This window comes from Bacillus pumilus, assembly GCF_024498355.1.
GTDB classification, from domain to species: domain Bacteria; phylum Bacillota; class Bacilli; order Bacillales; family Bacillaceae; genus Bacillus; species Bacillus pumilus_P.
The window spans coordinates 2,163,880-2,186,277 of the sequence record NZ_CP101833.1; the positions used below are offsets into that span (position 1 = coordinate 2,163,880).

At 42.4% G+C, this 22,398-nt stretch carries 28 protein-coding genes; 2 read left to right on the plus strand and 26 right to left on the minus strand.

Annotated elements, in window-relative coordinates; genetic code table 11:
- Positions 1–117: 117 nt before the first annotated feature.
- The 23 genes from NPA43_RS10920 to NPA43_RS11030 form a co-directional block, all read right to left on the minus strand.
- Positions 118–972 carry a TlyA family RNA methyltransferase gene (locus NPA43_RS10920; protein ID WP_034661248.1) on the minus strand — a complete coding sequence of 285 codons (855 nt, stop codon included), beginning with the start codon at positions 970–972 and terminating at the stop codon, positions 118–120.
- Positions 969–2,870, minus strand: coding sequence for a 1-deoxy-D-xylulose-5-phosphate synthase (gene dxs / locus NPA43_RS10925; protein ID WP_099726687.1), 1,902 nt, complete (start codon positions 2,868–2,870; stop codon positions 969–971). Before dxs ends, NPA43_RS10920 begins: the two co-directional genes overlap by 4 nt.
- A 151-nt stretch (positions 2,871–3,021) precedes the next feature.
- On the minus strand, positions 3,022–3,921 hold the full coding sequence (locus NPA43_RS10930; RefSeq protein ID WP_180275484.1) for a polyprenyl synthetase family protein: 900 nt from the start codon (positions 3,919–3,921) through the stop codon (positions 3,022–3,024).
- Positions 3,905–4,165 (minus strand): exodeoxyribonuclease VII small subunit, encoded by a 261-nt coding sequence (locus NPA43_RS10935; protein WP_099726685.1) that lies wholly within the window; start codon positions 4,163–4,165, stop codon positions 3,905–3,907. Before NPA43_RS10935 ends, NPA43_RS10930 begins: the two co-directional genes overlap by 17 nt.
- Positions 4,162–5,508, minus strand: a complete 1,347-nt coding sequence (gene xseA / locus NPA43_RS10940) for an exodeoxyribonuclease VII large subunit (protein ID WP_099726684.1) — start codon at positions 5,506–5,508, stop codon at positions 4,162–4,164. The genes NPA43_RS10935 and xseA overlap by 4 nt, the downstream gene beginning before the upstream one ends.
- Positions 5,509–5,578: 70 nt before the next feature.
- A complete protein-coding gene (gene folD, locus NPA43_RS10945) occupies positions 5,579–6,430 on the minus strand; it encodes a bifunctional methylenetetrahydrofolate dehydrogenase/methenyltetrahydrofolate cyclohydrolase FolD (RefSeq protein WP_099726683.1) in 852 nt (283 codons plus the stop codon).
- 11 nt (positions 6,431–6,441) lie between these two features.
- Positions 6,442–6,837, minus strand: coding sequence for a transcription antitermination factor NusB (nusB, locus tag NPA43_RS10950; RefSeq protein WP_099726682.1), 396 nt, complete (start codon positions 6,835–6,837; stop codon positions 6,442–6,444).
- 209 nt (positions 6,838–7,046) lie between these two features.
- Positions 7,047–7,454 carry an Asp23/Gls24 family envelope stress response protein gene (locus tag NPA43_RS10955; RefSeq protein ID WP_256498771.1) on the minus strand — a complete coding sequence of 136 codons (408 nt, stop codon included), beginning with the start codon at positions 7,452–7,454 and terminating at the stop codon, positions 7,047–7,049.
- A gap of 25 nt (positions 7,455–7,479) precedes the next feature.
- On the minus strand, positions 7,480–8,829 hold the full coding sequence (accC, locus tag NPA43_RS10960; RefSeq protein ID WP_230030375.1) for an acetyl-CoA carboxylase biotin carboxylase subunit: 1,350 nt from the start codon (positions 8,827–8,829) through the stop codon (positions 7,480–7,482).
- A gap of 11 nt (positions 8,830–8,840) precedes the next feature.
- A complete protein-coding gene (gene accB / locus NPA43_RS10965; protein WP_019743732.1) occupies positions 8,841–9,323 on the minus strand; it encodes an acetyl-CoA carboxylase biotin carboxyl carrier protein in 483 nt (160 codons plus the stop codon).
- A gap of 195 nt (positions 9,324–9,518) precedes the next feature.
- The gene (locus tag NPA43_RS10970) at positions 9,519–10,151 is read right to left on the minus strand and encodes a SpoIIIAH-like family protein (RefSeq protein WP_256499677.1); all 633 of its coding nucleotides are present in this window, start codon (positions 10,149–10,151) and stop codon (positions 9,519–9,521) included.
- Entirely contained in the window at positions 10,151–10,822 is a 672-nt protein-coding gene (gene spoIIIAG, locus NPA43_RS10975; protein ID WP_099726679.1) for a stage III sporulation protein AG, read from the minus strand. Before spoIIIAG ends, NPA43_RS10970 begins: the two co-directional genes overlap by 1 nt.
- Positions 10,815–11,447 (minus strand): stage III sporulation protein AF, encoded by a 633-nt coding sequence (gene spoIIIAF, locus NPA43_RS10980; RefSeq protein WP_230030377.1) that lies wholly within the window; start codon positions 11,445–11,447, stop codon positions 10,815–10,817. Before spoIIIAF ends, spoIIIAG begins: the two co-directional genes overlap by 8 nt.
- A gap of 14 nt (positions 11,448–11,461) precedes the next feature.
- Positions 11,462–12,655: a stage III sporulation protein AE gene (gene spoIIIAE, locus NPA43_RS10985; protein ID WP_256498775.1), complete on the minus strand. Its 1,194-nt coding sequence runs from the start codon at positions 12,653–12,655 to the stop codon at positions 11,462–11,464.
- A gap of 19 nt (positions 12,656–12,674) precedes the next feature.
- Positions 12,675–13,088 carry a stage III sporulation protein AD gene (spoIIIAD, locus tag NPA43_RS10990; RefSeq protein ID WP_099726676.1) on the minus strand — a complete coding sequence of 138 codons (414 nt, stop codon included), beginning with the start codon at positions 13,086–13,088 and terminating at the stop codon, positions 12,675–12,677.
- Positions 13,085–13,291, minus strand: a complete 207-nt coding sequence (spoIIIAC, locus tag NPA43_RS10995) for a stage III sporulation protein AC (protein WP_003153142.1) — start codon at positions 13,289–13,291, stop codon at positions 13,085–13,087. The genes spoIIIAD and spoIIIAC overlap by 4 nt, the downstream gene beginning before the upstream one ends.
- Before the next feature lie 19 nt (positions 13,292–13,310).
- Complete coding sequence (gene spoIIIAB, locus NPA43_RS11000) at positions 13,311–13,826, minus strand: stage III sporulation protein SpoIIIAB (protein WP_099726675.1); 516 nt, start codon at positions 13,824–13,826, stop codon at positions 13,311–13,313.
- On the minus strand, positions 13,820–14,743 hold the full coding sequence (gene spoIIIAA, locus NPA43_RS11005) for a stage III sporulation protein AA (protein ID WP_230030379.1): 924 nt from the start codon (positions 14,741–14,743) through the stop codon (positions 13,820–13,822). The genes spoIIIAB and spoIIIAA overlap by 7 nt, the downstream gene beginning before the upstream one ends.
- A 66-nt stretch (positions 14,744–14,809) precedes the next feature.
- On the minus strand, positions 14,810–15,094 hold the full coding sequence (locus tag NPA43_RS11010; protein WP_099726673.1) for a YqhV family protein: 285 nt from the start codon (positions 15,092–15,094) through the stop codon (positions 14,810–14,812).
- Between the two features lie 374 nt (positions 15,095–15,468).
- Entirely contained in the window at positions 15,469–16,026 is a 558-nt protein-coding gene (gene efp / locus NPA43_RS11015) for an elongation factor P (protein WP_012010541.1), read from the minus strand.
- A gap of 25 nt (positions 16,027–16,051) precedes the next feature.
- The gene (locus NPA43_RS11020; protein ID WP_249705716.1) at positions 16,052–17,113 is read right to left on the minus strand and encodes a M24 family metallopeptidase; all 1,062 of its coding nucleotides are present in this window, start codon (positions 17,111–17,113) and stop codon (positions 16,052–16,054) included.
- Positions 17,110–17,553, minus strand: a complete 444-nt coding sequence (aroQ, locus tag NPA43_RS11025; RefSeq protein ID WP_256498808.1) for a type II 3-dehydroquinate dehydratase — start codon at positions 17,551–17,553, stop codon at positions 17,110–17,112. The genes NPA43_RS11020 and aroQ overlap by 4 nt, the downstream gene beginning before the upstream one ends.
- A 108-nt stretch (positions 17,554–17,661) precedes the next feature.
- Positions 17,662–18,189, minus strand: a complete 528-nt coding sequence (locus NPA43_RS11030; RefSeq protein ID WP_099726670.1) for a YqhR family membrane protein — start codon at positions 18,187–18,189, stop codon at positions 17,662–17,664.
- Between the two features lie 221 nt (positions 18,190–18,410).
- Between NPA43_RS11030 and NPA43_RS11035 the strand changes: the two genes are divergently transcribed.
- Both NPA43_RS11035 and NPA43_RS11040 read left to right on the plus strand, forming a co-directional pair.
- Entirely contained in the window at positions 18,411–19,367 is a 957-nt protein-coding gene (locus NPA43_RS11035; protein ID WP_249705717.1) for a DUF1385 domain-containing protein, read from the plus strand.
- A 38-nt stretch (positions 19,368–19,405) separates the two neighbouring features.
- On the plus strand, positions 19,406–19,804 hold the full coding sequence (locus NPA43_RS11040) for an SA1362 family protein (protein ID WP_099726668.1): 399 nt from the start codon (positions 19,406–19,408) through the stop codon (positions 19,802–19,804).
- On the opposite strand, the gene NPA43_RS11045 is transcribed toward NPA43_RS11040, so the two are convergent.
- The 3 genes from NPA43_RS11045 to NPA43_RS11055 form a co-directional block, all read right to left on the minus strand.
- Positions 19,801–20,676 carry a patatin-like phospholipase family protein gene (locus NPA43_RS11045; RefSeq protein WP_099726667.1) on the minus strand — a complete coding sequence of 292 codons (876 nt, stop codon included), beginning with the start codon at positions 20,674–20,676 and terminating at the stop codon, positions 19,801–19,803. The two genes, NPA43_RS11040 and NPA43_RS11045, sit on opposite strands and share 4 nt — an antisense overlap.
- A gap of 310 nt (positions 20,677–20,986) precedes the next feature.
- Positions 20,987–21,421, minus strand: a complete 435-nt coding sequence (gene mntR / locus NPA43_RS11050) for a transcriptional regulator MntR (RefSeq protein WP_003215946.1) — start codon at positions 21,419–21,421, stop codon at positions 20,987–20,989.
- A gap of 85 nt (positions 21,422–21,506) precedes the next feature.
- Complete coding sequence (locus tag NPA43_RS11055) at positions 21,507–22,343, minus strand: lipoate--protein ligase family protein (RefSeq protein WP_099726666.1); 837 nt, start codon at positions 22,341–22,343, stop codon at positions 21,507–21,509.
- Between the last annotated feature and the right edge of the window lie 55 nt (positions 22,344–22,398).

Below are 22,398 nucleotides of genomic sequence, written 5' to 3' on the forward strand. Positions count from 1 at the left end.
ATGTTATATGATGCACACTTCAAAAAACAAGCATTACGTGAGAAACTGTCGATTCTCGTCTTTTGTCCATGTAAAAAGGAATAATAGCGAGCTATTATTCCTTTTGTTTGAATGATCTCATGTGTCAGCGGGCTCAGGACTGTTTTTCTTTTCTTTCAATACGGAATGGGCTTCCTTGACCACTTTCTCAAGTTCAGAAGCCGGAAGTGCCGCATTCTCCTCTTGATCAGGATGAAGCACCAAATGAAGCAGGAATTCAATATTCCCATCTCCACCAGTGATTGGTGAAAAAGAAACATCCTTTACGTCATAGCCTTCTTTTGCAGCAAATTGATTCATTTCTTCTAGCACACCGAGGTGGACAGATGGATCACGCACGATGCCTTTTTTTCCGACAAGCTCTCTGCCTGCTTCAAATTGGGGCTTGACGAGCGCGATACAGTCACCGCCTGGGACAAGAATATGCTTTAAAGCCGGAAGAATAAGTTTGAGTGAAATAAAAGATACATCAATCGACGCAACCTCTGGCAATCCTTCAGTAAAATCAGCTGGGACGGAATGGCGAAAATTGGTGCGTTCCATCACGATCACTCGGTCATCCTGCCTTAATTTCCACGCAAGCTGATTGTAGCCAACATCAACAGCGTATGATTTGACCGCTCCATTTTGGAGTGCACAATCTGTGAATCCGCCTGTTGATGAGCCGATATCGATCAGCAATTTCCCTTCAACTGTTAAGTCAAATTCTTTTAGCGCTTTTTCAAGTTTTAACCCGCCGCGGCTCACATATTTCAAGGGATTCCCCTTCACAGTGAGCGGTGTATCACGAGCGATTTTCTCTCCTGGTTTATCTAAACGGTTCTCATTTGAGTAAACAATCCCTGCCATGATGGCACGCTTTGCTTTCTCTCTCGTTTCCATTAGTCCTTGTTCGACTAATAAAACGTCAAGTCGTTCTTTCTTTGATGTCATGATCCAATTCCTTTTCTTGGTGCTGCGGGAAGCAGGGTACGTAAAGTTTCAGCAACCTGCGCTTTCGTCAGACCAATTTCTTCAAGCAGGGCATCGACACTTCCATGCTCAATAAATTCATCTGGAATGCCCATACGTTCTACCTTTATATGTGACGCTTTCTTGTCGTGTATATATTCTAATACGCTGCTTCCAAATCCACCTTGGAGAACAGCTTCTTCAATCGTTAAAATCGGAATGTCTTCAGACAGTATTTCATTTAGCATCTGTTCATCAAGGGGCTTAATGAAACGAGCATTGACGACACGAATTGATTTCCCTTCTTTTTGCAGTTCCTCTGCTGCTTGCAGCGCCATTTTAATGGTCGTACCGAATGTTAAAATCACGGCATCCTTCCCTGGACGAAGAACTTCCCATGAGCCAATCGGAATGGTTTTCAGCTGTTCATCCATTTTGACGCCGAGTCCATTTCCGCGCGGGAATCGCATCGCAATAGGACCGCCATCATATTGAATGGCTGTATTGACCATATGCTGTCCTTCATTTTCATCCTTTGGCATCATCAGAACCATATTCGGCATATGGCGCATGAAAGCAATATCAAACACACCTTGATGCGTTTCTCCATCTGCACCGACAAGGCCCGCACGGTCAATTCCGATAAACACATTGAGGTTCTGACGACAAATGTCATGCAGCACTTGATCATAGGCTCTTTGAAGGAAAGTTGAGTAAATTGCTAAGAATGGCTTCATATCCTGCGTTGCAAGCCCAGCCGCCATTGTGGCTGCGTGCTGCTCTGCAATCCCTACATCAAACATTCGCTCTGGAAATTCCTTTGCAAACCCTTCAAGTTTTGAGCCAACAGGCATCGCAGGCGTAATGGCAACAATTCGTTCATCTTCCCGCGCCAGCTTTCTGACGGTTTCACTGACTAGACCACTCCATGACGGAGCCGCTGCTGTCGGTTTCACAAAATCACCTGTATCGATTTTGTATGGACCTGTGCCGTGCCAAGTTCCGATTTTATCAGATTCTGCCGGCTTATAGCCTTTTCCTTTTTTCGTGATGACATGCAGGAGAACAGGACCTTTCGTTTTCTTTGCATATTCAAGATTTTCAAAAAGATCTTCATAGGAATGTCCATCTACAGGACCTAAGTAGGTGAAGCCCATTTCCTCAAAGAACATGCCAGACACAAGTAAATATTTCAGGCTGTCTTTAATACGCTCTGCTGTTGCAGCTAGCTTCCCGCCTACGGCTGGAATGCGCTTGAATAAGTATTCGAGCTCGTCCTTTACCCATTGATATTTACCAGCTGTACGCAGTCTGCCAAGCATTGTGTGAATGGCACCAACGTTTGGTGCAATACTCATTTCATTGTCGTTTAATATGACAATCATGTCTTTCTTTTCATCACCGATATGATTCAGCGCTTCTAACGCCATACCGCCGGTTAACGCACCATCTCCGATAACCGGAAGAATATATTCATCTGTTCCTTTGATATCCCGCGCTGCCGCCATACCCATCGCGCCAGATAATGAGGTTGAACTGTGACCCGTCTCCCATACATCATGTTCACTTTCATTTCGTTTAGGAAAACCGCAAAGTCCTTTATATTGACGAAGTGTATCAAACTCCGCACCTCTCCCAGTTAACAGCTTGTGAACGTAAGACTGATGTCCAACATCCCAAAGGAATTTGTCTTTCGGGCTGTCAAATACTTTGTGAAGTGCAACAGTGAGTTCAACAACACCTAGGTTCGGACCGATGTGCCCGCCAGAGTTAGCTAATGACTCAATTAAAAACATGCGAATGTCAGCACTAAGCTCCTCTAATTCTGCATTTGACATTCCTTTTAGAAACGTTGGATTTTTTATAGATAAAAGATCCAATCAGGATCAACTCGCTTTCAACAAAATTTCTACATACATATATAATGCCTTATTCCTATGAAAACCCGTGAAGGAATAAGAGTTGTCTCATCATAATAAACTGTTTACAGTTTACCACAATTGCTCGAGGACCCTCAAATCTAGGCTGTTTTTAATGATCTCTTGAGGCAATCAGATCACATAAATCATGCAACAATTGCTGCTCTAACGTAAGATTTGAGACAATTTCTTTTGCACGTGTGATGTGTTCATTTAGTTTTTCTTTTGCGCCTGAAAGCGTTAATAAAGAAGGATATGTTGACTTTTCATTTGCTGTATCGGAGCCGACCCGTTTTCCTATCTTTTCTTCGCTTCCTTCGAGATCTAAAATATCATCACGGATTTGAAAAGCAATGCCAATATGATAGCTGAATTCTCTCAAGTTTTCGATATCGTCATCAGGTGCACCTGCCAGCATCGCACCTGCTGCCACGCTGAAGGTCAGAAGCTTTCCTGTTTTCCGGGCGTGAATGGATTCTAATTCAGCAAGAGGTATTTGTTGTTTTTGCTCTGCTTCCATATCATCAAATTGACCGCCAACCATTCCAAGCGCACCTGCTGATTTCACAAGTTCATCTATAATTCTGAGCTTTTGATCAGCGGATATATTGTCAGATAGTTGCGATGTAATCAGGCGGAAGCTTTCGGTTAAAAGCGCATCGCCTGCAAGAACCGCTGTTGCTTCTCCATATACTTTATGGTTGGTCGGCTTTCCTCTGCGAAGATCGTCGTCATCCATGCATGGAAGGTCGTCATGAATCAATGAATATGTATGAATCATTTCCACTGCGCAGCCAACAGGTATTCCATCTTTTTCACTTTTTCCATAGGCATTTAAAAGAGCAAGGACGAGGACAGGACGAAGCCTCTTTCCGCCTGCTTTTAAAGAATAAAGCATAGAGGATTTCAAGTCTTCTGGAATATGCAATTCCTGAACATATGTAAATAAATAATCTTCGATTGCCTGTTTTCGTGTTGTCAAAAAATCATTTAAATTACTTGTCACCAGCATCTGCCTCCTTTACTGAAAAAGGAGCCAGCTCACCGTCCTCTTTTAAAATGAAATCCATTTGCTTTTCAACATGCTGTAATTTTTCATGACAAAGCTTTGAAAGTGCCATGCCTTCTTGGAAATAATGGATGGCTTGCTCAAGCGGTACATCTCCCTCTTCGAGCTTCCCAACAATGTCTTCAAGACCTTTCATGGCCTCTTCAAAAGTCATTTGTTCTTCTTTTTGTTTATTTGATTCTGTCATGATGATTGTCCCTCCTTCTCAATAACCTCACAAATAAGACGTCCATCCTTCATTGTAATGGTTAGCTGATCCTTCGTATCTACTTGGTTCACACTTTTAATCAGTGCATCTTCTTTATAGGCTAAACTGTAGCCTCTTTCCATCACTTGAAGCGGATTTAATGCATTTAGTTTACCAAGAACAGATTGGAACTGCGAATGAATTGTTTTCATTTGCACATTCATACTGCGGATGAGTTGATCTGTTTCATTGGCGTGACGTTTTTTCGCCTGAAGCAGCTGCTCTTTTGGATGAAGCGGTTTAAGTCTGTATGTCTGGCGGTCAAGCTGACTGCGTTTTTGTTCAATTTGTCTCGTCAGCTGTTTTTGAAAACGATCAAATACCATATCGAATTGCTGCTCTTTTTGCTCTTGTAATCGCTTTGGAAAACGGAAGGCATAAGAGGATTGAAGCGCCACAAGACGGTCCTTCGCTTGTGAAGTTCGATTCTTTACGGCCCTTGTTAACCGAATGTCGATCGATTTGATTCGTTCAATTAAATCGGCCGTGCTTGGAACAGCTAGCTCGGCTGCTCCTGTTGGTGTGGGTGCTCTCATGTCTGCAGTAAAATCACTGATCGTAAAGTCCGTTTCGTGCCCAACTGCAGAAATGACTGGAATGTCTGATGCGAAGATCGCTCTTGCGACTGCTTCTTCATTAAAGGCCCAAAGTTCTTCAATCGAACCTCCTCCTCTTCCGACAATCAAGACATCGCAGATCTGTTTTTCATTTGCTTCTTTGATCCGCTCAACGATTGAACGGGTGGCATTTTCACCTTGGACTAACGCCGGAAGCACAATGATCTTGGCCTGCTGATAGCGCCGGTTGATGGTTGTAATGACATCTCGAACAGCCGCTCCTGTTGGGGATGTAATCACACCAACGACTTCTGGATATTCAGGAATTGGTTTTTTATAGCGCGCATCAAATAAGCCTTCACTTGCTAGCTTTTTCTTCAGCTCTTCATAAGCAAGATGAAGAGCACCAACACCATCAGGCTGCATTTCTTTAGCATATAATTGATAGTTGCCGCTTGGTTCATATACTTGAATCCCGCCGCGTACAAACACTTTCATCCCGCTCTTTGGTGAAAAAGGCAGCTTGGAAGCGGAGCGCTGGAACATGACAGCTTGCATGCGGGCGTTTTCATCTTTCAAGGTGAAGTAAACATGACCTCTTGAATGAATCTTCACATTGGATAACTCACCTTTGATCCAAATATCTTCTAAGTGAGGGTCCACATCAAATTTTCTTTTTATGTATTTTGTAAGGGCTGTGACCGTCACAAAGGCTTTTTCACTCATGACGTATTCCTCCTCTTCAAAAACGCACATTCATCCACCGGCAGCATGCAGGTGGATGAATGGATAAAGCTTATGCTAATGTACGTTTTGCTGATTTAACCGTATTATGTGCAAGCATCGTAATCGTCATTGGACCGACTCCGCCAGGGACTGGTGTGATATAAGAAGCTTTTTCTTTCGCCTCTTCAAAATCAACATCCCCTACAAGCTTCCCAGTATCTAAACGATTGACTCCTACATCGATGACAATAGCGCCTTCTTTAATTTGGTCAGCTTTAATAAAGTTTGCTCGACCGACGGCAACAACTAAAATGTCCGCTTTTAACGTATGTTCTGAAATATTGGCCGTTCTTGAATGACAGTATGTGACGGTTGCATGTTCGTTTAACAGTAATTGTCCAACTGGTTTGCCGACAATATTGCTTCGTCCTACAACAACCACTTCTTTTCCAGAAAGATTGACACCTGTTTTGTTTAACAGTTCAACAATACCTGCAGGTGTACAAGGAAGAAATGTATCTTCCCCTAGTAGCATTTTCCCGATATTTAACGGATGAAAACCATCTACATCTTTCTCTGGTGAAATACGTTCAATGACGGCTTTTTCAGAAATGTGTTTCGGCAGTGGAAGTTGAACAAGAATCCCGTGGAATTGATCGTTCGCATTGTACTGATCAATCAGCTGAAGCAATTCCTCTTCTGTTAAAGAAGCATCTAAATGATCAAGTTGAAAATGCATGCCCATTGCTTCTGCCGCTTTTTTCTTCCCGCGTACGTAAGAAAGTGACGCCGGATCATCACCGATTAGAATAACGGCAAGACCAGGTGTGACTCCTTTTTGTTTTAGCTCTTCTACTTCTTTTGCTAATTGTTCACGCTTTTCTTTTGCTGTTTCTTTCCCATCGATGATTGTTGCTGTCATGTCGAATCCTCCTATTGCTGCTTTAGGTCGTTTTTAATGTTTGAAAGTACACCATTTACAAATTTCGGTGCTTTATCATCACCGAATAATTTGGCCAGTTCAATGGCTTCATTCATTGAAACACTAGCCGGGATGTCATCTTGATACACCATTTCGTACACAGACAGCCTTAAAATGGCTCTATCTACGTTCGCAATACGATCGAGTTTCCAATTCACAAGGTGCTGCGAGATCATGTCATCGAGCTTGTCCTTTTGTTCAAGCACACCGAAAACCAGTTCCTCGAAAAAAGGATCTGATTCTTGTTCATCCAGCGCATGTGTAATGGCCTCTTTTGGATCAATATTGCTGACATCAATTTGAAATAATGTTTGTAGCGCCTTTTCTCTTGCAGTTCTTCTTTTCATTATTTACTCCTTTAACCACTTTATCCGCTTGTCGTTAAGCCATACAGAGATCATAACATATTTTGACCGTGGTCGCACCAAGATCCATGCGGGCTGTGGCGAAAAACGAATAAATCAACACGTGACGTAATCAATATTCGGAACTTACCCAAAAATGGGCTTTAAAAAACCAAAGAGGCGATGCCTCCTTGGTTTCACTTGAACCCTTTTTACACTTCTTGATCTACTTCACCCTCAGGTGCTTTTGTATCAAATTGAATGCCAACGACATGAATGTTGATTTCATTAATCGTTAAGGCAGTCATGTTCAAAAGGGTTTGACGGATATTTTCTTGAACAGCAGTGGATACCTTTGGAATGGATAGGCCAAATTCAACCACACAATATACATCAATTGTGATGCCTTCATCAGAGACATCTACTTTTACACCTTTACGGTGATTTTTCTTACCAAAGCGTTCTGCTACATCAGCAGCGAAATTGCCGCGCATTTCGGCAATTCCTTCGACCTCTGAAGCGGCGATCCCAGCAATGACTTCAATCACTTCTGGCGCAATTTGCACTTTTCCCAATTGATCTTCATCAAGGTTCATCTCAAGCAAATTGTTTTCTGACACGATCATTCACCTCCGAAAGCTGTTATTATTTCATGATTTGATACGTTTCTAAAAACTTCGTATTAAAATTACCACTCACAAATGTTTCATGCTCGAGCAATCTGAGATGGAATGGAATTGTTGTGTAGACTCCTTCAATGACGAATTCTTGAAGCGCACGTTTCATTTTCGCAATCGCTTCTTCTCTCGTCTTACCATACGTGATCACTTTTGCAATCATGCTATCGTAATATGGTGGAATCACATAGCCCGGATAAGCCGCAGAATCAACACGTACACCTAGACCGCCTGGCGGAAGATACATTTTAATTTCACCAGCTGACGGCATGAAGTTTTTCTCTGGGTTCTCTGCGTTAATACGGCATTCAATTGCCCAGCCTGCATATACGACATCCTCCTGGGTAAGAGAAAGCTTCTCACCTGATGCAACCATGATTTGTTCTTTGATCAAGTCAACACCTGTGACCATTTCCGTAACAGGATGCTCTACTTGAATGCGAGTATTCATTTCCATGAAGTAGAACTTCTCTTCATTATAATCATAAATGAACTCAACCGTTCCAGCGCCTGTGTATTCAACAGCTTCTGCTGCTTTCACAGCTGCTTCACCCATTTGCTCACGGATGTCTGCATTCAGTGCTGGTGATGGTGTTTCTTCAAGAAGCTTTTGCATTCTTCTTTGGATTGAGCAATCACGCTCTCCTAAGTGAATCGTATTCCCATACTTGTCTGCAAGCACTTGGATTTCCACGTGTCTAAAGTCTTCAATGAATTTCTCCAAATAGACGCCTGGGTTACCAAAGTTTTGTGCTGCTTCCTGCTGCGTGATTTTGACACCGTTAATGAGCTCTTCTTCAGTACGAGCTACGCGGATCCCTTTACCACCGCCGCCTGCAGTTGCTTTAATAATAACAGGATACCCAATACTTGCTGCTGTTGAAACGGCATCATCAAGATCTTTTACAATTCCTTGAGAACCAGGGACAATCGGAACTCCTGCCTGCTTCATTGTTTCTCTTGCGACATCTTTCGTTCCCATTTTGGAAATCGCTGACGCCGTTGGTCCAACAAAGATGACATTACATTCCTCGCAAAGCTCTGCGAAGTCTGCATTTTCAGCAAGGAAGCCGTATCCTGGATGGATGGCATCTGTACCTGTTAGTTTTGCTACACTGACAATGTTTGTGACATTTAAATAACTATCTTTTGAAGCAGTCGGTCCGATGCAATATGCTTCATCAGCCATTTGAACATGCAGCGCATCGCGATCCGCTTCAGAAAATACCGCAACTGTTTCAATTCCTAGCTCTTTGCAAGCGCGAATGATTCTAACTGCGATTTCTCCTCTGTTTGCAATTAATAGCTTTTTAATCATGATCGTACTCCTTACTCTGCTTTCACTAGAAAGAGGGGTTGTCCGAATTCTACGAGCTGACCGTTTTCAGCTAATACTTCGACGATTTCACCTTTTACTTCTGCTTCGATTTCATTAAACAGTTTCATCGCTTCCACGATACAGACAACTGAGTTTTCCTTCACCTTAGAACCTGTTGTCACGTATGGATCTGCTTCTGGTGAAGAAGAAGCATAAAATGTGCCAACCATTGGGGATGTGATTTTATGCAGATTTTCAGACGCAGTTGCCTCTTGTGCAGGGGCTTCGGTCTGAGCTGGAGCTTGTGCTTTAGGAGCTTGTTGAGCTGGAGCTGCTTGGACAGGAGCCACTGGTGCTTGTGCCGCAACTTGCTGAACGACTTCTTTATTTTTCTTCAGTTTGATTTTTGCACCTTCGTTTTCGTACGTAAATTCATCAATTGTAGATTCGTCAATTAATTTAATCAGTTCATGAATTTCTTCGATTTTTAACATGGATTTGCACCCCTATGTATGGATTTATCTTTTTTTATAGGCTAGTACTAAAAGTACATACTATAACCATCTTACAGGAGGATTTCGTTGAATTCAACTACTATTGTGATCAGACACCTCGCGTGAGTACCTTGAAGAGGGCGTCAAACCGCATCAAAAAACGCCCTTTTCGGCAAAGGACGTTTGTTCATTTTTTTATTGGTTGGATGGCTCAAACGTGACAGCTACGTTATCAAGCCCTCTGATTTCTTTTGTAACCATATCAATAATATCTGCCGCTTGGGACTTTGATTTTTTATCTGAACGAACCGTGATGCTCACTTTATCTCCTTCAGCACTCACTAGAGCATCTTTGTATCCTTTCGTTTTAATCAATGTCTCAAGCTGACGCTCTGTTCCTTCTGCCTCACTGAGAGCTGTCATTTGATCATAGGCTTCACTTTTTTCTTGTGCTGTTGCATCATCACTTGACACGATTTCGTTGAATTCTTCGCGCTGCTTGCTGCGTTTATCTTCAAGCTCTAGTCTGTATGTTGTAAAAAGTTCATCGTCTGTCTGCTCTGAAACAGCCTTTCCTTCTTCACCACTTGTTTCAACATCCTCTTGTTTGCCGTTTGTTTCTTTGTCAGTGGACTTGTCACCTGAGCCTTTTTCTGTTCCTTTGTTAGTCCCTTTTTCTGTTTCGGTCTTTTTCTCTTCAGTTCCTTTTGATTTCATATCTTCTACTGTCACTGCATTCTCACCTTGTGGCGACATGATATAGTACACACTCAATACGACAACTAAACTTAGCATCGTTAATAGCCAAACCGTTTGTTTTTTTAACATCATTCCGAATCCTCCTTGATTTTTTTAGGGGCAACAGCCACTCTATGGCTCGGTACATCAAGCACTCGTGTAACAGCTTCAATGATGGTTTTCTTTATTTGAACGTTGTCTACTCCTTGAGCAACAACGAGGACACCTCGAATTTCTGGTTTTTTCGTTTGGACAACAACAGGTGTTTCTTCATTGCCATTTTTGATGATGACGATCTCTTCTTCCTTTGTTTGATCCGTGACACTTCGCACGCCGCCTTCTTTATCTGTTTCCTCGGTCGTTGTGCTTTTATTTGATTTGTTTTTTTCAAACACTTTTAAAGAAGTCGCGTCTACATTCACTACAATGGATACATCCTCAACACCAATGATCGTCTCTAAAATTTCTTTCAGCTGATTTTCGTATTCTTGCTCAACGTCCTCAATCGAGTCCTTTGGTTTACCCGAGGATGCCGGTTTGAATACCTCCTGTTCTTCGGAGGATGTTTTTTTAGAAGCAGGAACAGCAGCCTGTTGTTTGTTTGATGGCGGTGACAGGAGCTGACTGACTAACATGAAAGACACGCCGATAATGAATACAAGCAGCAAGTAATGGTGTTTTGTTAATTTCGGTTTCCCTTCACCTTTTTCAGGTGGTTGGAACAATGATTTCAGCTTTTGTTTCCAGTCCTTGTTATTCATGATCTGCTGCGTCACCTCCCTCGATGTTCAGCGCAATGTGTTCAGGACTCGTATTCCATATGTCAGCAAGCGTCTTTTTCATCCTCTCGATCTCTTTTGATGACGATCCAGCGCTTTCCTCCTTTTGTCTGGAGAGATCAATGTCCACCTTTGCCACCGTTTCTACAGCATCACCTGCGAGCGGGGAAAGGACTGCTTTGATGCGAAATTGATCTGCCTCCATGTTCTGATCAAGGTGCTCCTCATCTGCCAACACTTCTACGTGTTTCATTTCATAGCTCTCCTTCTCCAGTGGCTCCTTTGCGCTTTTTTCTAGTTGGACAGCCATTTGCTTTAAAATATATGCACGCTGAGAGGCTTGTATTTCTTTTTTTTCTAAATTCATCTGATTTTTTATTTCTTCTGACTGTGCTTCTTCCTTTCCTTTCATTAATTCTGAGAAAATCTGGTCAGGATCCGCCCGAAATAAGGCAAAAATGGGATTAAGCATGACGACGATCAACAATAAGCTGACGACCATTTTGGCATACTTTTGCATGCTTGAATTGGGAAGCAAAAGATCAATCACAATCGCAAATAAGATAAATAGGATAATACTTGTGATCCATTCTGTCAGAAAACTCAAAAGGTGCCCCCTCCTTACTTCATCATCATGGTCAGATTACCAGCAGTAATGATGACGGTAATGCTTAAAAAGAACATGAGCGACACAACAGCAAGTGCGGCAAATATATAAAGAACACTTTTTGAAATGACATCAAGACAGCTAATGATCGGTCCGCCCCCTAGAGGCTGAAGAATGGCAGCAGCAAGTTTATATATAAGGGCAAGCGACAGAACCTTAATCGCCGGAAATGCTGCAATGGAAATCAAAATGGCGACTCCTACAAGGCCGACCGTATTTTTGAGCAAAACAGAGGCGCTGATGACTGTATCCGTCGCATCTGTAAACATTCTGCCAAGCACAGGGATGAAATTTCCGGTGATAAATTTGGCTGTACGAAGAGCGATGCCATCAGTAATGGCAGCAGATGCACCTTGCACGGAAATGACGCCGAGAAAAACGGTTAAAAAAACGGCTAGTCCGCCAATTGCTACATTTCTTAACAGCTGGGCAAGCTGAGTGACCTTGTATTGTTCGGTCAGCGTACTGACAATGCTCAATATCGCTGATAAAAAGATAAGCGGAAGGACGACATACTGAATAAAAACGCCGCTCGTGTTCATCAAAAATAAAATAACGGGATGAAAGAAACCGGCCGAGACAAGCCCGCCTGATGAAGCAATGAGTGCTAATAAAAGAGGAATAAGAGCAAGAATAAAACTGGTCATCGTTTGAATGGCTTCTGTTGCATAGGAAATCGCTACATGAAAGCTGTTGAGTGCAATAATGATGAGCACCATATAAACGAGAGCATATGCGACTTTACTGACGGTGCTTTGCTCAAAAGCATTTTGTAAAAGCTGCAACAGCGAACAAAAGATGGTGAGTAAAATCAGTGTTCCAAGGAGCTTTCCGTTTGCAATAACCTCATGAAAAAGATAATGAACAAATGCTTTCAGCCACGTTTGTGGAGACAGTTCTTTATCGCCATCAATCATTTCCTTCACTGTACCTTTTTGGCTTTCTGGCAGAAAGCCGCCATACTCGTCCAATATGGTTTCCCAAAAGTCACTAATGGAATGAAGCTCTAATGCATCAGCCTGTCCATTCGCTACTTCTTCTGCTACTGGTTCTTCACTTGATAAAGGCACATTTTCTTCTGCACCTGCATGCGGAGCGATCAGCCAAAAGAAAAACATAAGTACCATAACAGCTGTCACTCGTTTCATTGTCATCACCTCTTTTCAATTAAGTCATAGACGGAATCATGCCTAAGATGGTCTCAATGATGACTGTTAAAATCGGGACTGCCATGACCAAGATGAGGATTTTACCGCCAAGCTCTATTTTCGATGCAATGGCGCCTTGTCCAGCATCCTTCGTGAGCTGGGCGCCGAATTCCGCAATATAAGCAATGCCAATAATCTTTAAAATGGTTTCAACATACTTCATATTGACGCCGGCACTTGCCGCAATTCTTTCAATCATTGAGATAATGGCATAGATTTGATCAATTAAATAAAGAAAAATCACACACCCTGTAAACACAACAAGCATAAAGGCGAAGGTTGGCTTTTGTTCTTTGACGATTAATGCTAAGAAAGTAGCGATTAAACCAAGTCCAACAATTTGTATGATTTCGATTTGTAAGCCCTCCCCTATCCTTGAAATAGAAATACGGCTTTAATCTTCTTAAACAAATCATCCACAATGGTTGCCACCATAAACAAAATGTAGATAAACCCAAGCAGCGTCACCCACTGAGCATACTCTTTTTTCCCCATTTGATCTAAAATCGTATGAAGAAAGGCCACGACGATGCCTACTCCCGCAATTTGAAAAATGACGTTTACATCAACGCCCATGCTCTCGACTCCCTTCCTCTCACATCAATAAAAGAATCAGTAGTAATCCGCTTAAAAATCCGAGGCTTCTGACCATTTTCTCATTTTTCGCTTGGGCGATTTCAGCTTCCTTCTCCTCTGATTCCAAATGGCCTAAAGCTAGCTTGATATACTTTTGCTGAGCAGTGACATCATGCTGACCAAGTGTTTCTCCAAAGTGCTTCAGCGCCTCATATTCGCCTTTTTTCAAAACGGTCTTTTTCCAAACATCCTCCAAACTTTCATTCCATGCATGCCGTGCAGAAAAAGTCCCGACTTTGAGCTTTTCTGCAAAATGTTCAAATAACCGATTCACTGGGGGGCCTACTTGCGACGCAATTTGCTCTGCTGCCCGCGCTAGAGGAGTTTGACCATACAAGATTTCAGCTTCAAGAGACTGGAGAGCAAACCGGAGCTGCCGAATTTGCTTAGGCCGGTCGCTGTACCGTTTAGCAAACTCAAATCCTCCCCATGTCGTGGCTGCGACAATGAAAATAGCGCCAATGAGCTTTAACATATGTCCACTCCCTGCCTCCACTTCATCTCTTTTCCATCTTGGTCATACATCCGTCCGATCGTGCCGGGACCATTTTTTCTATTTAATTCAACATATCGATCAAACACACGGAGCTGCCATAACGGCTTAAATGATGGCCGTTTATATAAATCTTCAAGTGAATACCCATGAGCTGAGACGATAATGGTGACTCCGGCATGAATCGCTTCTAAAAGTGCCTGTACATCCTCACTTTTTCCTATTTCATCTACAATGATGACCTCTGGGCTCATGGACCGAATCATCATCATCAAACCCTCAGCCTTTGGACACGCATCAAGCACATCAACCCGGTGCCCAAAATGATGCTGCGGCACCCCTCTTATACACCCGGCAATTTCAGAGCGTTCATCAATAATTCCTGTTTTTCTAGGAGAAATTGTTTTTGTGCCTGTACTAGCAAGACGCGCTACATCACGCAGCAATGTCGTTTTCCCTGTTTGCGGAGGGCCAATGATAAGTGTATTGCACCAATTTTGTTCATATAGATAAGGAAGAAAGGGAAGTGCAATCCCGATTTTTTCTTTTGCGATGCGAATATTAAATGAAGAAATATCTCTTAATCCTTTGACGAATCCATTTTCAACGATTACCTTTCCTGCAAGACCCACCCTGTGTCCGCCAGATATGGTGATATAGCCTTGTTTTAATTCTTCCTCAAGTGTGTACATGCTGTAATTGCTGAGCCTGCCTAATAGCTGAGACGCATCTTCTCCTGTTGTGTGGTAGGAAAGAAAGCGCGGTTTTCCGCCTTGCATCAATTCAATCGGACGATCCGTGCGAATGCGGATTTCTTCTATTTGCGCCCATTCTGTCTCTTTTAGAAGCCTGAGTTCTTGTCCAATCGAGTGCGGGAGAATATCCAACAAACTCCGCAACGAATTCCCCTCCTTTTTTTCTTCTCTAAAATGTATGATGCGAGTCGTTAATTATGCCAAGCAGTTTCACTTATAGATCCCAACAAGAATAAACACGACACCAATGAAAATAAACACGAGCTTTGCATAGGATAACTGCCCTGCCATTTGATAGATTCCAATCGTCATCGTGATAATAAAAATGAGCGGCCCGATGATCGCCAATATACTATTGATGACAACCGCTTTGCGTATATCATTTGTGATCAAAATGAGGATGGCGGCCGTCAGTTCAATAGTTGCAGATAAGAACCTCATGCCTGCCATCGCAGCCACTGATGGGTGTATGCCTGGGAAAAGAAATTGTTTCATATAGAACCTCCAGCTTTTTTTACACTATATGCTTGACTAGCTGGAAGTAGTCTTGTTTTTCAGACGTAGAAGAGTTGGATGAGAGAATAGAGTGAGGGCGTTCTTACAGGCAGACATATTTTCCTAACAAAAAAAAGACTGTAAACACGCGGTTTACAGTCTCAGATTGATGACAAAGGGCTAAAATGACCTTGATTTTAGCCTTTTGTCTTCTTTTCAGCGTGATAGAAAACCTTTGCAGTCTAGGAAGGACGAGCACCGGAGCGGAGCGAATTTGACATTCGTGAGCACCGGCGCGCAGGACTGACACCGAATGCGAGGGTTTGTCTACACGCTGAGACTGTAAACACGAGGTTTACAGTCTTTATTGTTCATTACGCTCTTGAAACGTATGAACCGTCAGATGTATTAATCACTAGTTTATCTCCTTGGTTCACAAAGAAAGGAACGTTGACGATTAAACCAGTTTCAGTTTTCGCAGGTTTTGATCCGCCTGATGTTGTGTCACCTTTAATACCAGGCTCTGTTTCTACTACTTCTAGTTCTACCGTGTTTGGAAGTTCAACTCCAAGGGTTTCAGCACCGTACATCACGATTTGAACTGACATATTTTCAAGCAAGTATTTCAGCTCATCTTTAATTTGTGTTTCACTTAGTTCAAGCTGCTCGTATGAGCTTGTATCCATGAATACATGCTGGTCGCCATTTGCATACAAGTATTGCATTGTTTTTGTTTCAATTTGAGCTTTCGCTACTTTTTCACCTGCACGGAATGTTTTTTCTTGAATAGCACCCGTACGTAGGTTACGCAGTTTAGAACGAACAAATGCTGCGCCTTTCCCTGGTTTTACGTGTTGGAAATCCACTACACGCCAAATACCGCCGTCCACTTCAATTGTCAGGCCTGTACGAAAATCATTTACTGAAATCATTTTGTCATCCTCCTACATTTCACCATCATAATATGATAAGTTCTTTCGGTGAGTGGGTCAATCGTTTATTGCCGTCAGCTGTCAGGACAATATCATCCTCAATTCTCACGCCGCCGACATCCGGCAAGTAAATTCCTGGCTCAACTGTTACAACCATTCCCTCTTCTAACACGACCTCTGAGCGTGAGGAAAGGCCCGGCGCTTCATGTACTTCCATACCAAGCCCGTGCCCAGTTGAATGCCCGAAGTATTGACCGTAGCCATACTTTTCAATGATGTCTCGTGTGATGCGATCAGCTTCTTTTCCTGTTAAGCCCGGCTTGATTCTATCCACACCAGCGTTTTCTGCTTCTAATACGATATGATAAATTTCCTTTAGCTTGTCGCTTGGTGTTCCGACGGCAATCGTTCTTGTCATATCAGAACAATAGCCTTTATAGTAGGCTCCGAAATCAAGTGTAACCAAATCACCAGATTCAATCACCTTTTCACTCGCTCTCCCGTGTGGCAGGCTTGAACGAACACCTGAGGCGACAATCATATCGAATGAAGATCCTTCAGCACCTTCTTTTCTCATGAAAAATTCAAGCTCGTTCATGACCGCAATTTCTGTCAGGCCCGGCTTGATGTAAGTGAGAATATGATCGAAGGCGTGATCTGCAATCTTCGCAGCTTCCTCTAATATCTTAATCTCTTCACTAGACTTAATCAAGCGCAACTTTTCAACTGATTCTGAGACAGGAACAAGCTCGATACCGTCTGCTTTTTCAGCATACTGCTGATAAGTGGCAAATGTCATATGGTTTTGTTCAAACCCAAGTCGTTTTACCCCAAACTCCCTTGCCGTTTGAGCAGCTGTTTCCACAATGTTCCCTTTATGTTCAATGATGTCATAGCCTTTCACTTGATCCTTGGCTTGTTCTGTGTAGCGAAAATCCGTAATAAAGGCCGCTCGATCCTTTGAAACGACTGCAAGACCGGCTGATCCAGTAAAGCTGGTCATGTACTGCAAATTAAAGCTGCTCGTAATCACAAGACCATCAATCTCTAATTCGGTTAAAAGTTTTCTTAGTTTTTCAAGCTTCATAATACCGCTCCCCCTTCACTGACTAAATAACGAATCGCCAATTTATACCCTTCTAAACCAAGACCAACGATTTGCCCTTGGCATACTGGAGCAAGTACAGAATGATGACGGAATTCCTCTCTCTTATGAACATTTGAGATATGTACTTCGATGACAGGTAAAGAAATACTTGCAATGGCATCTCTCAGCGCGTAACTATAGTGGGTAAAAGCCCCCGGGTTAAACACGACGCCATCGTACTGATCCTCTGCTTCGTGGAGCGCATCGATCAGATCCCCTTCGTGATTCGATTGAAAGAACGTTAGTTGGATATTTGCTCTTTCTGCGAACTGAAACAAATCCGTTTCTAAATCCGTCAGCGTTTTACTTCCGTAAACAGCAGGCTCTCTCTTGCCGAGCCTATTTAAGTTGGGTCCATTCAGCATAAGAAAATGAGGCATATGACCACTCCTTCACCCTAATTCAATCTATATCGATATCTGTTTCTTTTTCCTTAGAAACCTTTCGTTTCCAAAAATATTTTATCATATGAATGGGTGATTTACACTTTATTCTGTCTTTTTCCCGAGTGCCCTCGCTAGCTTCTGACTCGTTAATTCATTGTATTCAAACGAAATACTGTATCCAATAAACATGCCATATAAAATATATATGCAAAATGTCGTCACAATGGTGCTTTGCTGCAAATCTTGCACTTGCTTCACATCTGGGAAAATAGGATTAAATACATAAAAAACAAGCAACCATAATAGCCCCCCATAAATCAGCCCCACCCAAAAACCTTTGATCCGTTTTAAAAGCCCGTAATAAATAAAGGCCGCTCCAATAGATAAAAGGCCTAAAAGCACAATACTAATAAAAGTGCCAAGTCCGCCCTTTTTCCATTCTCCGAGCACAAAAGGCTGAAGCAGCATATTCGGACTCACCTCTGAAAAATGAAACATATGGGTCAGAAATCCGATAAAGCCCCAAAAAACACCGCCAACAAAGCCAGTAGCAGCTGCTCTTGCCACGAGCGATGACGTTTGCACTGACTGATTTTTTTCTTCTTGTTTTTTCTTTTCATCACGTTTCATATGAACACCTCCAGCAAGTAGTATGTCCAATATGTCATGAAAAAAAAGGATTTCCATGCATGAGTGTAAATTTTTTATAACAGGGTATACTGGCTAAAAAGAGGTAGATAGAATTCTAGTAGATAATCGACCTGTGAGCTAGTGATTTCCCCTCATTTCCTGTACAATAAAGGTATAAGGAAATGCATGTAAATTACAGGAAACAGGCAGGTTGATGAAATATGTCCAATCAAACAAAATCTCCAGCATATGGAGGGCAGGCAGTTGTCGAAGGTGTCATGTTCGGAGGTAAAAAGAACTATGTGACAGCGATTCGGCGTAAGGATCAGTCCATTGAATTTTTGAAGCTTCCCCGGACATCCAATAAACGAACCGCCATTCTCAAGAAAATCCCATTTGTCAGGGGTGTTGCTGCACTTGTTGAAGCAAGCGCAAACGGCAGTAAGCACTTAAACTTCTCCAGTGAGCGCTATGACTTAGATCCTTCTGAAGATCATTCTCTTGAAAAAGAACAAAAAGGCTCGAAATTATCGATGATCTTCGGCATTGCTGTGATCGGAGTTCTCTCTCTTCTTTTTAGTAAATTTGTCTTTACCCTAGTACCTGTCTTTTTAGCTGAGCTTGTGCGGCCTGTGTTTTCTGGAAATTTCGCACAAATCGCAGTTGAAACATTCTTTAAATTGATCCTGTTATTAGGCTATATTTACTTTATTTCCATGACCCCTTTAATTAAAAGGGTATTTCAATATCATGGGGCAGAACATAAAGTCATAAACTGCTATGAACAGAATCTTGACATCACAGTGGAAAATGTCCAAAGCCAATCCCGGCTGCATTATCGATGCGGCAGCAGCTTTATTTTATTCACTGTCATTGTCGGAATGTTCGTCTATTTACTCGTACCGACAGATCCTTTATGGGTGAGAGTTCTGAACCGCTTGGCGCTCATTCCGGTTGTTCTGGGCATTTCTTTTGAAGTCTTGCAGCTCACGAACAAGCTCCGAGAAGTGCCTGTGCTAAAAGTGCTTGGCTATCCTGGCCTTTGGCTGCAATTGCTCACAACAAAAGAACCCTCTGACGATCAAGTCGAGGTAGCCATTGCAAGTTTTAATGAACTTCTTCGTTTAGAGGAAGCGTCTGAGAAACAAGCGTCAGATTCTGCTCATCAAGTGATCTAACTTATAAATCCGGTAAATTCCTTCGGAGGTGGACAGTTATGAATCGCCGAGTACATCCTGCTTTTACCATTATTTTCGCTTTAGGTGTTTTGGGATTTGTGTATTTACTCACAACGAACCCAGGCAGACTCTTTACGATGCTGCTATCAGTTGTGATCATTGGAGCGGTTGTGTTTTTCCTATTTAGATGGCTGATGAATCGAAGAATTGGAACAGAAGGAAATCTTTATCGTAAAGCAGTCAAACAATCAAAACGTCGCTACCAGCAGCAGCCTAAACCAAAAACGAAAAGCCAGATGAAAAATCGGGTCACTCATTTGCGAAGCGTGCCGACTGACCACAAGTCTAAGCCCGTCCTTCTCAAAAAGAAAAGCCAAACACAATTAACTGTGATTGAAGGCAAGAAAAACAAAAAGAAGAATCGCGCCTTATTTTAAAATGTCCAGCTTTTTAAAAATTGCTCGGCCTTCTGTCTACCTAGATCGACGAGCGCCCTTTTCTTTTCTGTCATGAGATGAAAATCAGTGGCAATAACGTGTTCTACAGGAATAAAAATAATATGACGTTCGTGTTTTGTGGCGATATGTCTTTCATCATGAGCACCACGCATCGTTTCAAAAAGAGCGCCAAACAGTTCAAACGCATTGCGGATGGAGTGTTGAGGGCGTTCTTTTTCGTTTGGGGTTAACGTAACACCAACAAACGGTCTTTTTTTCTCTTCAGCAAATAACCAAATCGGGAAGTTGCTGAGGACTCCGCCATCAACAATGGTACAAATGCCTTTTGAAGACTTTAGTTTGACTGGCTCGAAAAAATATGGCAGGCTGCAGCTCATGCGAATGGCACGTGCAACGGAAAACCGTTCTGGATTTAATCCATAAGAAGGAAGGTCGTCTGGCAGGACGAGGATTCTTCCATTTGTTAAATCAGAAGCGACGATTTTGAGCGAATCTTTTTTGAGATCCCCAAATACGGTAACCCCTTTTCGTTTTAAAACATCTGTGAGCCATTTTTCCAGCCGGTCTCCTTTGTAAAGACCAAGACGCCAATAAATGGATACCCATCTGAGCATTTTAAACGGGATGAATTGACACCTTCGGTCAAGCAATTGATGTTCATCCATTTCATCTAAAAGCTCCCGAATCTCCTGACTCGTAAAACCTGCTGCGATGAGTGAAGCAATGATCGCTCCAGCACTTGTACCAGCAAGGCGGACAAATTGAAATCCTCTCGCTTCAAGCGCCTCATAAGCACCTGCAAGCGCTGCACCCTTAATGCCTCCACCTGAGAACACACCATCTATCTTCATTAAGGAGCCCCCTTTTTATCTCACACTATTAATAGTGTAGGAGCATTTGCTTTCAATTAGAACTTTATTCAAAAAGGACACCCATACTGAGGGTGTCCCTTTCAGCGTGTAGACAAACCCTCGCATTCTTTGTCAGTCCTGCGTGCCGGTGCTCACGAATGTCAAATTCGCTCCGCTCCGGTACTCGTCCTTCCTAGACTGCAAAGGTTTTCTATCATGCTGAAAAGAAGACAAAGGGCTAAAATAAAGATCATTTTAGCCCTTTGTCAACAATCTGAAAGGACACCCATACTGAGGGTGTCCCTTTTTCTTAAGATTCTTGATTTGTTTGTTCGTTTTTCTTTTGAATCGCTTTCAGCTGTACAGATCGCTCGTCGTTTTCTTCAAAGAATTGAACAAGATCGCCGATGCGGTCAATGCTGTTCCAGCTGAGATGATGCTCAATGCCTTCTACATCATCATAAATTTTCTCTTCATCTACACCAATGATTCTTAAAAATTGCTCTAGCAGTTCATGTCTGTATACGAGACGTTTTCCAATTTTTTTGCCTTTCGGGGTTAAAATCAGACCACGATATTTCTCATAAATAAGGTATTCATCTTTATCTAGCTTCTGAACCATTTTTGTTACAGAGGAGGGATGGACAGCGAGGGCTTCTGCAATATCAGAGACTCTGGCATATCCTTTTTCTTCTATCAGCATATAAATTTGTTCAATATAATCTTCCATACTAGGTGTAGTCATAAAACCCCTCCAAAATGCACCTTTACTTAATAATCATAACAATTCTACACCATCGCCCATTAAAAAACAAGAAGTGTCCATCGTCTTAACGCTTGTAATTCCAATCATCTGAGGCATATTTCGTTTTGGCGAGATGGTGGACAAACGCTAATTCTTCATCTGTCAGTTCATAAGGCACAAGCTCGATATTTAATCCTTTTTCAAACCCTCGTTTAAACGCCACACGTGCATCGTCTAATGTACATGTTCGATCTGAAATTTCATTGATTGCTACCGCCTTGTTTTTAAAGCTGCGCTGCATCCGCTCTCTTACCCGGTCGTTTGGATAAAGAAACAAATCGAACAATTTGTCCTCATCAAGGTCAATTAAGATTGAGCCATGCTGAAGGATCACACCTTTTTGTCTCGTTTGAGCACTGCCTGCCACTTTTCTGCCTTCTACGACAAGCTCGTACCACGAAGGGGCATCAAAGCATACAGACGATCTTGGGTTTTTTAAGCTTTCCTTTTCTTTTTCTGTACGAGGAATGGCAAAATACGCATCAAGTCCCAGTTCTTTAAAGCCCTCTAAAATGCCTTCTGAAATGACGCGGTACGCCTCTGTCACTGTCGCTGGCATTTCTGGATGCTCCTCTGACACAATGACGCTGTAGGTCAGTTCCTGATCATGAAGAACCCCCCGCCCTCCTGTTGGTCTGCGGACAAATCCGAGACCATAGCGCTTGACTGCTTCCATGTTGATTTCTTTTTCAACATGCTGAAAATACCCAACAGACAATGTTGCCGGATCCCATCCATAAAAACGGATCACAGGCGGGATAAGCTTCTCACTATGCCAATAAAGCAAGGCTTCGTCCATTGCCATGTTAAAGGCTGGGTCCTGGTTTCCTGTATCAATGAAACACCATTTCTCTTTTTGCATATAAAAATCCCTTCTCTTTTACGTAGTCAATATTAGATGATGGCGGTGACCACCG

Bases quoted from the DNA above. Each gene is read 5' to 3' on its own strand.
- accC (WP_230030375.1), bottom strand. From the start codon at position 8,829: ATGATTAAAAAGCTATTAATTGCAAACAGAGGAGAAATCGCAGTTAGA.
- spoIIIAE (WP_256498775.1), bottom strand. From the start codon at position 12,655: ATGAAACGAGTGACAGCTGTTATGGTACTTATGTTTTTCTTTTGGCTG.
- NPA43_RS11010 (WP_099726673.1), bottom strand. From the start codon at position 15,094: ATGAAACAATTTCTTTTCCCAGGCATACACCCATCAGTGGCTGCGATG.
- NPA43_RS11030 (WP_099726670.1), bottom strand. From the start codon at position 18,189: ATGAAACGTGATGAAAAGAAAAAACAAGAAGAAAAAAATCAGTCAGTG.
- NPA43_RS11040 (WP_099726668.1), top strand. From the start codon at position 19,406: ATGAATCGCCGAGTACATCCTGCTTTTACCATTATTTTCGCTTTAGGT.
- efp (WP_012010541.1), bottom strand. From the start codon at position 16,026: ATGATTTCAGTAAATGATTTTCGTACAGGCCTGACAATTGAAGTGGAC.
- aroQ (WP_256498808.1), bottom strand. From the start codon at position 17,553: ATGCCTCATTTTCTTATGCTGAATGGACCCAACTTAAATAGGCTCGGC.
- NPA43_RS11035 (WP_249705717.1), top strand. From the start codon at position 18,411: ATGTCCAATCAAACAAAATCTCCAGCATATGGAGGGCAGGCAGTTGTC.
- xseA (WP_099726684.1), bottom strand. From the start codon at position 5,508: ATGAGTGAAAAAGCCTTTGTGACGGTCACAGCCCTTACAAAATACATA.
- spoIIIAC (WP_003153142.1), bottom strand. From the start codon at position 13,291: ATGGGCGTTGATGTAAACGTCATTTTTCAAATTGCGGGAGTAGGCATC.
- folD (WP_099726683.1), bottom strand. From the start codon at position 6,430: ATGACAGCAACAATCATCGATGGGAAAGAAACAGCAAAAGAAAAGCGT.
- spoIIIAB (WP_099726675.1), bottom strand. From the start codon at position 13,826: ATGTTAAAGCTCATTGGCGCTATTTTCATTGTCGCAGCCACGACATGG.
- NPA43_RS11045 (WP_099726667.1), bottom strand. From the start codon at position 20,676: ATGAAGATAGATGGTGTGTTCTCAGGTGGAGGCATTAAGGGTGCAGCG.
- accB (WP_019743732.1), bottom strand. From the start codon at position 9,323: ATGTTAAAAATCGAAGAAATTCATGAACTGATTAAATTAATTGACGAA.
- nusB (WP_099726682.1), bottom strand. From the start codon at position 6,837: ATGAAAAGAAGAACTGCAAGAGAAAAGGCGCTACAAACATTATTTCAA.
- mntR (WP_003215946.1), bottom strand. From the start codon at position 21,421: ATGACTACACCTAGTATGGAAGATTATATTGAACAAATTTATATGCTG.
- NPA43_RS11020 (WP_249705716.1), bottom strand. From the start codon at position 17,113: ATGAAGCTTGAAAAACTAAGAAAACTTTTAACCGAATTAGAGATTGAT.
- NPA43_RS10930 (WP_180275484.1), bottom strand. From the start codon at position 3,921: ATGCTGGTGACAAGTAATTTAAATGATTTTTTGACAACACGAAAACAG.
- NPA43_RS11055 (WP_099726666.1), bottom strand. From the start codon at position 22,343: ATGCAAAAAGAGAAATGGTGTTTCATTGATACAGGAAACCAGGACCCA.
- NPA43_RS10935 (WP_099726685.1), bottom strand. From the start codon at position 4,165: ATGACAGAATCAAATAAACAAAAAGAAGAACAAATGACTTTTGAAGAG.
- NPA43_RS10920 (WP_034661248.1), bottom strand. From the start codon at position 972: ATGACATCAAAGAAAGAACGACTTGACGTTTTATTAGTCGAACAAGGA.
- NPA43_RS10970 (WP_256499677.1), bottom strand. From the start codon at position 10,151: ATGTTAAAAAAACAAACGGTTTGGCTATTAACGATGCTAAGTTTAGTT.
- spoIIIAG (WP_099726679.1), bottom strand. From the start codon at position 10,822: ATGAATAACAAGGACTGGAAACAAAAGCTGAAATCATTGTTCCAACCA.